The following is a 13,677-nucleotide window of genomic DNA, read 5'->3' as shown; positions in this document are numbered from 1 at the left end:
TCCAACATTGTTTGGGTTAATATGCTTTAACCTGAGTATGATGCCGCTATGTTTGCAGCGATAAGCCGAAATCCCAAAGTTGTACAAGGAGTTAGCTATGTCAGATTTACCAAAAGATTATGCCCATATTCATATTGAACAACCCGGTGAGCCAGAGGTGATGCAACTTTCCCGTTCACCCTTACCGGTTGTCGGGGACGGACAAGTTCTTATCCGAGTAAGTGCGGCTGGGGTGAATGGACCGGATCTTAAGCAAAGGGCAGGAGCCTATCCGCCACCACCTGGAGCATCGTTAATTTTAGGGCTTGAAGTGGCTGGTGAAATTTGCGCCATAGGGGAAGGCGTGACTCAATGGCAACTGGGGGATAAGGTTTGTGCTTTAGTCCCTGGTGGCGGTTATGGCGAATACACCTTGACCTATGCAGCTCATTGTTTGCCGATTCCAAAGGGATTTTCCATGGTGCAAGCTGCCGCGTTACCTGAAACCTTTTTTACCGTTTGGGGTAACTTATTTATGCGCGCCGGACTCAAGGCGGGCGAAACCGTTTTGATACACGGTGGCTCAGGTGGCATTGGCAGTACGGCGATTGCGCTGGCGAGTCGTCTTGGTGCGCAAGTGATTGCGACTACTGGGCAGGATGAAAAGCGTGACTATTGCTCAGGACTAGGTGCCCATCTGGTTGTCAATTACAACACTCAGAATTTTGTCGAAGAAATCATGAGCTTTACGCAGGGTAAAGGCGTTAATGTGGTATTTGATATCGCGGGTGGCGATTTTATTAACCTCAATTTGCAAGCGCTTGCGTTGGATGGGCGTATGGTGTCGGTCTCAACTCAACGTAGTCCTAAAGCTGAGGTTAATATTCTCCAACTGATGGCTAAGCGAATTGTCTGGACAGGTTCAACCCTAAGACCACAAACGGTTGAAGCCAAAGCTGAAATCGCAAGGCAATTACACGAACGTGTTTGGCCATTACTTGATAGCCAGCAAATCGTGCCACATATTTTTGCAACGTACCCATTGAACGATGCGCCTAAGGCCCATAGATTAATGCAGTCGGGCGAACATAGGGGTAAAGTGGTATTAACATTTTGAATTAACTCAGCTACAAGCTGTAACCTCTTATCGCTTCAATAATTTAATGGTTATAGGTGCATAATTAAAACTTGATGTGATGTTTTTTTAGACTAAAGTCGTTAGTGACAAATTTTTTTAGAGACTTTGGCCGAAATTAATGCGTAATAAGTGAAAATTTCATGGTTTGAGGCATTGATTATCGAAAATATTCTGTAAAAATACCCAGTTGAAAACGTCAGAGACTTTCCGGCGCTATTCGTGGATCAAAGCAAGCGTCGCTTCGCTTATTCAGACTAAAAAACTCATAGTGTATGTGTTGATTTAAGGGTATTGGCATATATGTATAACACAGCAAAGAAACAGGTTTGGTATGGTGAGCTGAGAACATCGAAGGGCAATGCGATTGTCGTCCACGACAACCAGCTGCCAGAGGCTTCCCCTGGACGAATTTACCTCTACAATACCGACCGTGATGCCATTGTTGAGTATGTAGAAGACATAGTAAAAGTGAACCTATACGACTTAGATGAGGCCGCATTAAAAGCTGCTGAGGCTAAGTTTAGCGGTGCATGGAAAGCGGCTCGCGCTCAATTTATGAGCAAGCATCAAGCTCGTATTGATCTGAACAACGTTAAGGATTCTGGCCCAGTACGTAAGGCTAAACCTGAGGTTGAGCCTGAAATCGAAACCGATGCAATTGGTGCTGATTTCGATGAAGATTGGGGCGATGATTTCGACGATTAATATCCAATTTGCTTCGGCAACATTGGATAAAGGTAAGGAATGAAACGACTTTATTCCTTACCAGCCTTTATTTTTAATTCCTACAGATGCTCATTTCAACTTTAGTCAACAATATCAAATTGATATCGACTAATATGATGATAGATTTTCCCTGGTACTAACCAGGCATCATCACCCAATTGCGGTTGATTGGGCGAGTCAGGCAGCTTTTGCGGTTCAATACACACGCCCTGATATTGGTGCAAACTTTGTTGGTTTCGTCCCACGGTTCCCGCTAAAAAGTTAGCGCAGTAGAGTTGTACGCCAGGCTGATTGGTAAATACCGTCATGGCGCGGCCGCTGACAGGACTGCTTAAACAACCAAAGCGGCGTAGTGAACCATCGGGGTTATCCATCAGATAGCAATGATCATAACCTTGGGTGCTTGTTAGTTCGGGAGCGTGAAGTTTTTCGCCAAGGGTAACACTTTGAGTTAAATCGAAAATACTATCTTTAACCTCAGCAATTCCTGTCGGGATGCCGACTTCATTCATCGTCAAATAGCGTGTCGCATCGATTTGCATCTGGTGCTGATAATTATTGCTCGTACCATCCAGATTAAAATAGCTGTGCTGCGTCAGGCTCACCGGACAAGGTTTATCCACGGAGGCCAGTATTTCTACATAGAGATTATTGGCGGCAAGGCGATAGTCTAATTGCACTGTGCAATTACCGGGGAAGCCCATATCGCCATCTGGACTCACTAAGGTTAATCTTACTCCATCGGGAAGCGGGCCTAAGTGCCAGTTCTTTCTGTTAAAACCTTCGCGGCCACCATGTAAGCAGTTGCTAGCCTGATTGATATCCAGTTGATAGGTTTGCCCCTGATATTGCAGCTTGCCAAGGGCGATACGATTGGCAAAGCGGCCTGCAATGGCGCCAAGGTGGGCATTTTGATTCAGGTAATCTTCGGCACTGTCGCAACCTAGAACGATATTGGCGCGCTCACCCTGTTTATCGGGTGTCCAAAGCGCGCGAATAATGCCGCCTAAACTGAGCACTTCCAAGGCGATGATGCCATTGTCTATCCGCACGCGTTCAATTTCGCCGCCGCGGGGATCGGTCCAAGGATCTAATACACTGAAACGCACCATTTAGTTTCCCTCAATGTGTCATTTAACCGTTTGATTTTGCCTCTTAAAAATGACAAATACCACACAATTCATGGTTGAATTCGTATGGTATTCGTGGCGGAGTTAGCTGGTGCGATTAAGTGTTTAGCTGTCGATACGGCCCGCGCCAGCACTCGCTGAACAGAGATAAACGGTTGCATCTATCCCTGTTTGCTCGAAAAATGTCTGTTCGACCGCAGAAACTACCGCATCGGTAAGCTCATGGTCGACGAGCGCGACCACGCAGCCATCGGTCATGCGTATGCCACCGCGTTCGCCAATCACTTGGCTAACAATATCCACCAAAGTGTCAAATTCAGGCAGTGTTACCTCAAAATCATCTCGCAATGATTGATGAGACTGAGCCATTAATAGGCTGAATTTAGAAATATTATTTTGCTCGAGTGCCCGTGCAGCACTCTGAGTGCGTTTATTCTCGGTGACTACGTGTTTGGCGCGGCGATAAAGGGTTTCATCCAATTTATCCTTGGCACTTTCAAGCTGACGCAGTTCAAGATGGCGCAGAGCGTCTAAACCAAAAAATTCGGCAGCTTGAGCGCATTCCTCACGTCGCTGCTGGCTAATCGCCGCTAATCGTTGTTTCTCAATATGCGCATCAATGATGATCAGGCTGAGATTCTCAGGGATTGCAATCGGTTCGCTATCAAGGTCAAGGCAGTCGATGAGCAGGGCATGATCCGGCTCACCCATCGCGCAAACCATGTGATCCATAATGCTGCAAGCCGATGCGACATATCGATATTCGCCACGTTGCGCTAATTGTGCCACTGCCATCGGTGAGAGATGCAATTGGCTGCTGTCACTAATAGCTGTACCAAAGGCGACGACCAAGGCGCCAGAGGAAGATAATCCTGCTGCGAGCGGTACATCGCCTACCACGGCTAAGTCTAAGCCCTTGGCAATGAGCCCTGTGTTGGCCATCGCCGCTGTGAACCCTTTTAAATAATTTACCCAACCGTCCTCAGGATGGATTTCGGTTTCTTTGCCGAAGGTCCATTCTTTAATTTGCCCGGGAAAGGCATCAGCAACGGCGCGAAACTTGTTGTCTTCACGGCGTTTAACGGCAATCACCGTATGAAAATTAATGGCGGCAGGCAAAACAAAGCCGTCGTTGTAATCCGTGTATTCACCGATCAGATTTACTCGACCTGGGGCTTGATATAAATCATCGGCTTTAGTGCCAAAGGTTTGGACAAATAACTTGGTGGCGCGCTGCGCAGGGTTCGACATGCTGAGAAGACTTCCAAAAAAGCTGGGCTAATTTCGTTCTTGTCTTCGATTTATATCACGACTAAGTCGGCGATGTAACTGAGATTTTCTATGGCATTGACGATAAGCTTGTCAGAGAAAACCGATAGTCAAAAACGCCGCAATGTTTGAGCGTGTCTAAGTGCGTTAAGGTGATTGATTTTTAGTGGTTTTGATAGGTTTTATCGGGTGAGGTAATGACTCAGGTTAATCCCTTTCCTGAGTCATTTTTAACCTAAATAGGATGAGTTTTATTCATGATAACAAACGTAAACACGCCTTAAACCGCGGCAGAATGTTGTTTGTTGTCATCGTCTAGGTCGGCAACTGCCTTCGTTTCAGAGTCTGGTAATAACTCATGAACTACATGGTCGACAAAACCCGCACCCGCCGCTTCGTATAGGTTGTAAACGCTATGCACGCCAGAACTTCTGAGTGATGCAGCATCCTCACCATATTGTACGATTGCACTTAGTTTACCTTGATAATTCAGCTTTTTAAGTTGCTCAACGGCGAAGAGATTTCCCGCATGATGCGGCATTGCTAGCAGCACTAATTCAAGATTGGGCGCTTTATCAAGCTTCTCCCAAAAGTCGGTATCGGAAGCGTCCCCTTGCACAACATTACGGCCTTTAGCGCGGTGTAAATCGACCAGGTCTTGCTTATGCTCAATCCCGAGGATCTCACCGTCGAACCGGGCACGCAGTTCATCGTAGGCTCCACTACCGATACGCCCCATCCCTAGGATTAAAAAGCGTGGATTACCAATGGCAATGGGTCGATCTTCTGGGTGCAATGGGCGTTTTTCTAACCTAACGAGTCGCTGTTGGAAGCGTTGATAAATATTTCCGACCGTAGCATTGAGCGGCGCTGCTAATAAAAAGCTAAAGCTTAAGGCTACGGCAATAATCACCAACCATTGTGACGGTAGCCAGCCTTTGCTGGTGGCAACCGCAGCGACGATCAGACCAAACTCGGAGAAGTTACCTAGGTTAAAGGAACCTAACATCGAGGTGCGAGAACGTAATTTAAAGCGAGTAAGAATATAGACAAACAATAAGATTTTTAGCGGTACTAACAGTACTAATAATGTAGCCAGCACGATATCCGAAATCGTGGGTAAGCCATTGAGACCAATGGTTAAGAAGAAGGCGACAAGAAAGAGTTCTTTAAAATAGAACAATGATTTAGCCAGCTCAGAGGCTTTTTTATGTCCTGCGAGCAGAATACCAATAACTAATGCGCCGAGATCCGGTTTTAAGCCAACGGATTCAAATAACCAAGCGCCGACAACCAGTGCCATTACTAATCCAAATAGCACTAATAATTCACCGTGGCCAACACGGTCAAAGGCTTTATAAATCAGTGGTTTTGCCAGAGGTAATAACAATAACGCAAATGCCCACACTGAAGGCACATCGCCCTTAGAAATGGTTAAAAAGAGTACGGCAAAAATATCCTGCATAATCAGGATACCAATAGCAACACGGCCATACAGGGATTGCATATCCCCTTTATCTTCTAAGACCTTTACCGCAAAAACGGTACTGGAGAAGCTTAACGCAAATGCCAGTAAGGTTAACTGCTCAATCCCTAAACTGGTCAGTTGAGATAATCCTAATAACCCTAATATTTTGAGAATAGGGACGAATACTAGGATCGATAGCATCAAATGCACACTCGACCCCGCCCACACTTCAGCCTTAAATAGGCTACGAATATCGAGTTTTAAACCAATCGCAAACAGCAGTAGCGTAACCCCTAAATTGGCGAGTTCTTGCAGCAGTGGCAGGCTTTCTTTTTCAATACCTAATACAAAGAGTACAAAGCCCGCCACTAAGTAGCCGATGAGTGGGGGCAGTCCTATACGGCTAACGAGCATGCCGCAAATAAGGGTGATAATGAGGATAGCTGGTTCCATAATGCTCCAATCTAAAAAGTCCACGATAAACAAGGATTGTATAAGAAATCGATGACAGCGCGATAAAAAAGCGGACTTTTAATGAAAAAAGTCCGCTTTTTGTTGATTTTACGCTAAAACGCCGCAGAGGAGTGTTAGCGTTTAGTCGAGATTATTTCACCAAGTGATCTAAATGAGCTGCAAACTCCTTGGGACCCATAAAGCCGGTTACCCTTAAATCTTCTCGCTGTTCACCTTGCTCGTTAAACATCAATAATGTCGGTAAACCGAGGACATTGTATTTTTCAAGCAGAGCGACATCCACAGCATCACTCTTAGTGACATCGGCTTGCAGCAGCACGATTTTGTTCATTCGCGCTAATACTTCGGCGTCTTTAAAGGTAATGGCTTCAAACTCTTTACAAGCCACACACCAGTCAGCGTAGAGATCCAGCATCACAGGCTTACCAACTGCCGTGGCAGCGGCAATTTCGCGGTCCAAATCTTCAATGGATTTTATCCGTTTAAAGCCATGCGCTTGCTCAGTCGTTGTTGCAGTCGCAACCGGACTGTGGCTAAAGCCAAAGTGACCCATCACAGCTTGGAAGCCATAGGAGAAGCTTGCCAGCAGGGTTAAGGTGAGTAGCACTGAGCGTACGGTTTGTTTCCAGTTAAAGGCGCTGAGCTTATTTTGGTGCATCAGGTAACCGGTGAAGCTAATGCCCCAAAGCGACCAAAGCACATCGGAAACCACGCCCGTCCAAATACGGCCAAGCATCACAATCGATACCGCAATCAGCAGGAAGCCAAACACGGTTTTAATGATATTCATCCAAGCGCCAGCGCGAGGCAGTAACTTACCACCCGAGGTGCCAATGATAAGTAGTGGTACGCCCATGCCCATACTCAGCACATACAGGGCGAGGAAGCCTTGTAATAAATCCCCGGTTTGCGCCACATAGACTAAGGCGCCAGAAAGTGGAGCCGTGGTGCAAGGCGAGGCAACCAATCCTGAGATTACCCCCATCAAAAACACGCCAACTAAATTGCCGCCTTTTTGATTGTTGGAAATCGAGTTCATCTTCTCCTGCCAGCTTGAAGGCAGTTTGAGATCGTACAAGCCAAACATGGATAAACTGAGTACAAAGAACAGGATGGCTAATACCACGAGCACCGCGGGATGTTGCAGCGCCGCTTGGTATTTCATCCCCGCCGACGCGACGACTAAACCTAAAATCGAGTAGGTGATTGCCATTCCTTGCACATAGGCCATCGACAGGGTGAAGGCTTTGGCGGTCGACAGTTTTTGCCCTTGACCGACAATAATGCCCGATAAAATCGGATACATGGGGAACACGCAAGGGGTGAGTGCAAGCCCAATCCCTAAACCGAAGAAGATCACTAAGGTCCAGAGTAAACTGTCGTTAGACAACATCTGGCTTAGGCTATCCTGCTGAGTAATCGGCTTAGCAGGGGCGCTGCTTGCTTTGGCATCTGTGTCAGTGGCGGCAGGCTTGGTATTTTCGCCGCTATCTGCGCTAGAGGCGATTTGCCCATCATTAGCTGCCACCGCTTTTAAGCTGACATCTCGCTTGGTTGGTGGATAACAGAGTTTACCCTCGGCGCAGCCCATAAAGGTGACGCTTAAGGTGCTGTTGTCATTGGCTTGCTTTAGGCCAACGGGAATGTCGATATAGGTGTAGTAAACCTCTTGTTCACCAAAATACTCATCGTTATGAGGTTTGCCCTTTGGTAGGTCAATGGCGCCCAATTCAGCGCCATTGACACTAAATTTGAGTTTATCGCGGTACATGTAGTAGCCGTCGGCAATCACCCAATTAAGGGTAACCTTATTGCCTTCCTGCTTAAAATCAAAGGCAAAGGCTTGATCAACGGGCATTAACTCAGGTTCGCTTTTTAGAAAACCAAAGTTATTCGCAAAAGCATTGCCACTTAGAGTGAGAGGCGCGAGGAGCAATAATGCAGTAAAGGTAAGGCTAAGTAGTTTTTTCATGGCTGAGTGTTATCTTTTATCCAATCTAAGTAGGCTGGTAGCCCGTGAGTGACGGGTACGGCAATAATTTCAGGCACTTGATAAGGGTGAAGTTTAAGCACAAGCTGTTCTAACTCTGGATAGCGAGTTTGTAAACATTTAATGTGTAAGCTAATTTCTTGCTCTTCACAGATTTTTCCTTCCCACGTATAGACCGAGCGGATGGGTGCTGAAATATGCACACAAGCCGCGATACGCGCTTCCACTAACGCATGGGCGATGCGATTGGCATGAACGTCGTCTGGACAGCTAGTGCTGACCATTAAATACTGAGGTTGCATAGTGTGGGTATCGTCCCCTAACAATCTTAAACTTCGCTTAAGCCTATTAGGCTAAGCTACTTTACGTGTTTTTATGGTCTCATACATTAACGGCTTAACGAAAGAGTGAGCTAACTATCAGAAGTTTCACCGCTTTAGCGCAGTCTGCGCCCTAATGACTTGAATTAAGACCGGATTGCCCCCATTTAGTTTTCAAACGAGCAAGATAAATCTGAGGTCGGTATGTTTTTAATCCTATTTTTATTATTTGTGCTGATCCCAGTTGTTGAGCTATCAGTGTTAATCCGCGTGGGTGAAGTGCTGGGTACTTGGACCACTATTGGCCTTGTATTATTTACTGCTGTATTGGGCGTGTCTTTAGTACGCAGTCAAGGATTAAGTACTCTAATGCAAGTGCAGCAAAAGCTCGCGCGAGGTGAGGCGCCAGGGCAAGAAATTGTCGAAGGTATGATGCTAGCCATGGCGGGGGTGTTGCTGGTTATCCCTGGATTTGTGACTGATTTTATTGGTTTATTGTTGCTCACTCCTTTAACCCGTCGTCCGATAGCAGCCTTAGTGTTTAAACGTATGCAACTGCGAGTGGTGTCGGGCTTACAAGGCGGTATGCACGGCGGTTTTGGTGCGGGTCCCTTTGGCTCTCATTCTGGCTCACAAACAAATCCTTTCGAGCAACCTCCCTTTGAGCAAAATAAACATGCCGATGGCAATGTGTACGAAGGCGACTTTGAACATAAGGCCGACCCTAGCGATAAACGTCCTGAAAGCCACCAATTGGTGGATAAAGACGAACATCCTAAAGATCCAAAGGCGTAATCCGCTTTTCAGCTCGACTTTCTTTCCTCTGTGTAAAGCCTCAAGTTATCGGGGTTAGCCGCTATTCTTCGACATCCCAATATGAAAAGGCCAATCGATGCTAATAAGCAGCATCGATCGGCCACGCCGGGAAGCGTTTAGGGGGAGTGGCGGGCTAGTGTTTCTCGCTCGCCACCGCATTCGGTTTGATGTTAAAGGCCAAGCTGTACATCACTGGCAGTACGATAAGGGTCAGCAGCGACGCAAAACCTAAACCAAAGATGATAGTGATCGCCATGGAGCCGAAAAAGGCGTCGGGGATCAGAGGTATCATCCCGAGCATGGTCGTGATCGCCGCCATCATCACAGGGCGAACGCGGCTGACACAGGAATCGATTAAAGCTAAATAGGCGGCTTTGCCTTCACTGAGTTCGAGGTTGATCTGGTCAACCAATACAATACCGTTTTTAATCACCATGCCCGATAGACTCAGTAGTCCCAGCAGCGCCATAAAGCTAAAGGGCGCGTCGAAAATCAATAATCCCGCCGATACCCCAATCAAGGCCAATGGCACGGTAAACCAAATCACTAACGGTTGGCGTACCGAGTTAAACAGGAACACTGTGATTAAAAACATCGCTAAGTAACCCAGTGGAATTGAGCTAAATACCGCGGTTTGGGCTTCGCCCGCCGTTTCATACTCGCCACCCCATTCTAAGTGGTAACCCGCAGGCAAGCTGATAGCTTCGACCTTAGCTTTGACTTTACGTAATACTGAGTCGGCGGTTTCATCGCTACCCAGTTTAGGATCGGCTAAAACGGCTAACATCCGCATCCGATCGCGACGTTTTACTAAGGGGTTTTCCCATTGAGTATCGAAGCTGCTTACAACTTGCGTTGCTGGTACAAAGGTGCTGTGCTCGCTACTCCAGATTTGCAGTTTCCACAGGCTGTCCGCCTGTAAACGCTCCTCGGCGGGTGCGCGGGCAACGATGGGGAGTAAATGGCTGGTTTCACGGTACAGGCCAATCTGTTTGCCGCTAAAGTTAACTAACAGTGCGTTATCCAGATCCTGTTTACTGATCCCCGTTTCCCTTGCTTGAGCATTTTCTAATTGCGGACGAATTAAAGTCACTTGGTTGCGCCAGTCATGGCGAATACCGTCCATACTCGGCTCCGCATGGAAGATGGCTTCGGCTTGAGCGCCTAGAGTACGCAGTACTTCGGGATCATCACCGTAGAAGCGAGCCTCAATCTTCGCGGCGGGAGAAGGGCCGTTTTCCATGTTCTTTAATCTGAACTGTGCCTGCGGGAATCTCTGATTTAAAAAGGTTTCTAGCTCTGGCATATAGACTTTTAAGGAGGCTAAATCTGCCATTTCAATAATGAGCTGCGCATAGGCTGGATAGCCCTTTTCGGGTTGATAGGGCAACACAAACCGCTGCGCACCTTGGCCAATGACCGTTGTTAAGTGTTTTAAGCCACTATGTTGTTCCTCGGCTTGCTTGAGTAACTGCTGCTCAATATCGGCGGTAAAGCGTTCAGTGCCTTTAATATCTGTACCTTCTGGCATCCAAATATCGACAAAGAAGATGGGCGTATTAGATGCTGGGAAGAACACATTCTTGATATGACCAAAGCCAATCACTGCGCTAACGAGCATGGCACCGACTAATAAAATGCTGGCGATTCTAAAACGTAGGGCAAAGGTTAAGCTCGCGCGGTATATGCTAAAAAACCAGCCCTTGTATGGGTCCTGCTCTTCCTCATCTGCGGGGGCATCTTTAAACAGCAAATGGCAGAAGAAAGGCGTCAGGGTGATCGCGGTAATCCAACTGATAAATAAGGAAATCATCAACACTTGGAACAGTGAGCGACAAAACTCCCCCGCGGCATTTTGCGATAAGCCAATCGGTGCAAACGCGATAATCGCAATAACGGTGGCGCCAAGCAGTGGCCACTGAGTTTGCGACACAATTTGTTTGGCGGCTTCAAGGCGAGTCTTACCGCGACGCAGACCAATCAAAATGCCTTCGGTAACGACAATGGCGTTATCGACCAACATACCCAAAGCGATAATCAGCGCGCCGAGGGAGATCAGTTGCAGCTCAATACCTAGCACTTTCATCACGATAAAAGTACCGAGAATGGTCAACAGTAAGATGACCCCCATCAATAAACCTGAGCGTAAACCCATAAACAGCAAGAGTACGGCAATAACGATGGCAATCGATTCTAATAGATTGATCAAAAAGCCATTTACTGTGTCATCCACCGCCAAACTTTGGTTATAAACCGTGTCTAAGCTCATCCCTATTGGGCGCTGTGACTCCAGTTCGGCAAGGCGCTCGCTAACGCTTTTACCCACTTCGACCACGTTAACGCCACTTGAAAAGGAAATCCCAAGGGAGAGGGCGGCTTCGCCACGGTTGTGATAGAGCACGTCAGGGGTTTCATCATAATCTTTTTCTATATGGGCAATATCGCCAAGATAGATAAGCTCAGTGCTGCCGGGCGGGCTGACGATCAGACGCGCGAGATCCTGCACACTGCTAAATTCTCCGGTGGGATGGATGCGAATACGATTATCGCCCACCACTAAACTGCCCGCGTTGGAGACCACGTTTTGATTGTTAATCAGGCCGTGGATATAGCTTTGATCTAACCCCAGTGCCGAGAGTTTTTGTTGGGATATTTCAATCACAACCTGCTCGGTTACGCTGCCCGCAACTGAAACCTTTTTGACCCCAGGCACCAGTACCAGTTCGCGGCGCAAATAATCGGCATAGTTGCTTAATTCGCGGTTGCTATAGTCAGGTCCTGAGAGATTAAACAAAATGCCGTACACATCGCCAAAGTCGTCATAGACTTTGGGGGTGCTAGTACCGGGAGGCAGTTGTCCTGCGGTGTCGTTGACCTTACGACGTACTTCATCCCACACCTGCGGCAGGCTCGTTTTATCATAGGTTTCTTTGACCTCAATTTGGATCTGCGACAAACCCGCACTGTTAATGGAGGTTACGTGCTTAACCGCATCGAGTTGCTGTAAGGCATCTTCGAGGGGAAGGGTGACTTCTTCTTCCACTTGCTCTGGCGATGCACCCGGATAGGCGGTGATCACTAGGGCTTCTTTAATGGTAAATTCGGGAAACTCTAACTGCCCAAGACCGGTAAAGCTCACACTACCGCCCACGAGTAGCAGTAATACAAACATCCAACTGATGACTTTGTGGCGGATTGAATACTCAGCAATATTCATGGATTAAACTCCGCGCTGCCAGCGTAGTGGTTTGACTTTCATCCCGTCGGATAATTGGGATACACCTGCACTGACAATTAAATCGCCATTATTAATACCGCCAAGCACTTCAACCCCTTCACTGGTGACTCGGCCTAAGGTGACAGCAGCGGGTTTCACTTCGCCCGATTGCGTTTGATAGACCCACACTTGGACTCGGCCATCCTGATCGCGTTTATCGATAGCGGTGACTGGCACTATGGCCGATGCTGCTTGGTCTGGGCTTTTCATTAAGGCCAGGGTTAATTCAGCACTCATCCCTGGAAGTAATTGAATATCCTTGGGTTGTGGTAGGGAAAACACCACTTCATAGGCCTGAGTACCGGGCGTGACTTGGGTGGAGTACTCCTTGAATTTCGCATCAAACTCCATGCCTGCTAATGCACTAAAACGCACTTTAGCGACAAACTTTTGCTGCTGGATATAAGTGTTTAAACCCGCGGCCATCGACTCGGGTACTTGGATACTTACATCGAGCAAATGGTTGTTTTGTAGGGTTAATATTCCTTGATTAGCCTGCACAATTTGGTGGTTATCCACTAAACGTTTGGCCACAGTGCCACTAAAAGGGGCGATAAGCTTGGTATAACTTAACTGGTCACGGGCGGCAGCTAAGGCGGCTTTGGCCGATTTAAGCTGTGCTTGGGCGCTATCAAACTCGGCTTGGGAGATTAATTTACGCTTTAGGAGTTCAGTTTTACGCTGAAAATCCGCCGCTAACAGTTCATGGTCTGCTTCGCGGGTCATTAAATTGTTATAGGCATCCCTGTCGTCCAGTTTAGCCAATAGGCTACCTTGGTTAACACTTTGCCCCTCTACCAGCGCCAACTCTGTAAGTTGCCCAGAAATGCGAAAGGACAATTCTGCACGACTATTGGCGCTCACCCGCGCGGGGAAGGTTCTAAAATCTCCGCCCTCGAGTTTGGCAACCTCAAACAGTTTTACGGGTCTGATGACACTCGCCTGTACCGAGCTTTCCGCTGGCGTGCAGGCTGTAAGCAGGGCTGGCAATAACGCCGCCAAGGGAATAAGTCGATAAGCTTTCATGGTGGAGAGTCCTCAATAACAATTTATCAACATTTCAGGGGCGCGAAGATATCAGCTAAAGTTG

General features: G+C 47.3%; 10 protein-coding genes. 3 read left to right on the top strand and 7 right to left on the bottom strand.

The window, feature by feature from the left end:
- The first annotated feature begins 97 nt into the window (after positions 1-97).
- Together CEQ32_RS12940 and CEQ32_RS12935 are read left to right on the top strand one after the other, a co-directional pair.
- A complete protein-coding gene (locus tag CEQ32_RS12940) occupies positions 98-1,096 on the top strand; it encodes an NAD(P)H-quinone oxidoreductase (protein WP_088586160.1) in 999 nt (332 codons plus the stop codon).
- Between the two features lie 321 nt (positions 1,097-1,417).
- Positions 1,418-1,822 (top strand): hypothetical protein, encoded by a 405-nt coding sequence (locus tag CEQ32_RS12935; RefSeq protein ID WP_037414254.1) that lies wholly within the window; start codon positions 1,418-1,420, stop codon positions 1,820-1,822.
- A 101-nt stretch (positions 1,823-1,923) separates the two neighbouring features.
- Here CEQ32_RS12935 and CEQ32_RS12930 read toward each other — a convergent pair whose 3' ends face one another.
- The 5 genes from CEQ32_RS12930 to cutA all read right to left on the bottom strand — a co-directional run bounded on the left by CEQ32_RS12930 (position 1,924) and on the right by cutA (position 8,476).
- Complete coding sequence (locus CEQ32_RS12930) at positions 1,924-2,955, bottom strand: aldose epimerase family protein (RefSeq protein ID WP_088586159.1); 1,032 nt, start codon at positions 2,953-2,955, stop codon at positions 1,924-1,926.
- Positions 2,956-3,078: 123 nt separating this feature from the next.
- Positions 3,079-4,224 (bottom strand): galactokinase, encoded by a 1,146-nt coding sequence (gene galK / locus CEQ32_RS12925; RefSeq protein ID WP_037430344.1) that lies wholly within the window; start codon positions 4,222-4,224, stop codon positions 3,079-3,081.
- Positions 4,225-4,522: 298 nt separating this feature from the next.
- Entirely contained in the window at positions 4,523-6,163 is a 1,641-nt protein-coding gene (locus CEQ32_RS12920; protein ID WP_037430346.1) for a cation:proton antiporter family protein, read from the bottom strand.
- 151 nt (positions 6,164-6,314) lie between these two features.
- Complete coding sequence (locus tag CEQ32_RS12915) at positions 6,315-8,156, bottom strand: protein-disulfide reductase DsbD (RefSeq protein ID WP_088586158.1); 1,842 nt, start codon at positions 8,154-8,156, stop codon at positions 6,315-6,317.
- Positions 8,153-8,476 (bottom strand): divalent-cation tolerance protein CutA, encoded by a 324-nt coding sequence (gene cutA, locus CEQ32_RS12910; RefSeq protein WP_037414243.1) that lies wholly within the window; start codon positions 8,474-8,476, stop codon positions 8,153-8,155. Before cutA ends, CEQ32_RS12915 begins: the two co-directional genes overlap by 4 nt.
- Before the next feature lie 222 nt (positions 8,477-8,698).
- On the opposite strand from cutA, the gene CEQ32_RS12905 reads away from it, so the two are divergent.
- Positions 8,699-9,289: an FxsA family protein gene (locus tag CEQ32_RS12905; protein ID WP_088586157.1), complete on the top strand. Its 591-nt coding sequence runs from the start codon at positions 8,699-8,701 to the stop codon at positions 9,287-9,289.
- A gap of 154 nt (positions 9,290-9,443) precedes the next feature.
- On the opposite strand, the gene CEQ32_RS12900 is transcribed toward CEQ32_RS12905, so the two are convergent.
- Together CEQ32_RS12900 and CEQ32_RS12895 are read right to left on the bottom strand one after the other, a co-directional pair.
- The gene (locus CEQ32_RS12900) at positions 9,444-12,527 is read right to left on the bottom strand and encodes an efflux RND transporter permease subunit (protein WP_088586156.1); all 3,084 of its coding nucleotides are present in this window, start codon (positions 12,525-12,527) and stop codon (positions 9,444-9,446) included.
- Positions 12,528-12,530: 3 nt separating this feature from the next.
- Positions 12,531-13,613 (bottom strand): efflux RND transporter periplasmic adaptor subunit, encoded by a 1,083-nt coding sequence (locus CEQ32_RS12895; protein WP_088586155.1) that lies wholly within the window; start codon positions 13,611-13,613, stop codon positions 12,531-12,533.
- Between the last annotated feature and the right edge of the window lie 64 nt (positions 13,614-13,677).

It is taken from the genome of Shewanella sp. FDAARGOS_354 (assembly GCF_002209245.2).
Lineage (GTDB): Bacteria > Pseudomonadota > Gammaproteobacteria > Enterobacterales > Shewanellaceae > Shewanella > Shewanella xiamenensis.
The sequence above is the reverse complement of the archived record's forward strand: the minus strand, read 5'-3'. Positions and strand labels throughout refer to the sequence as shown.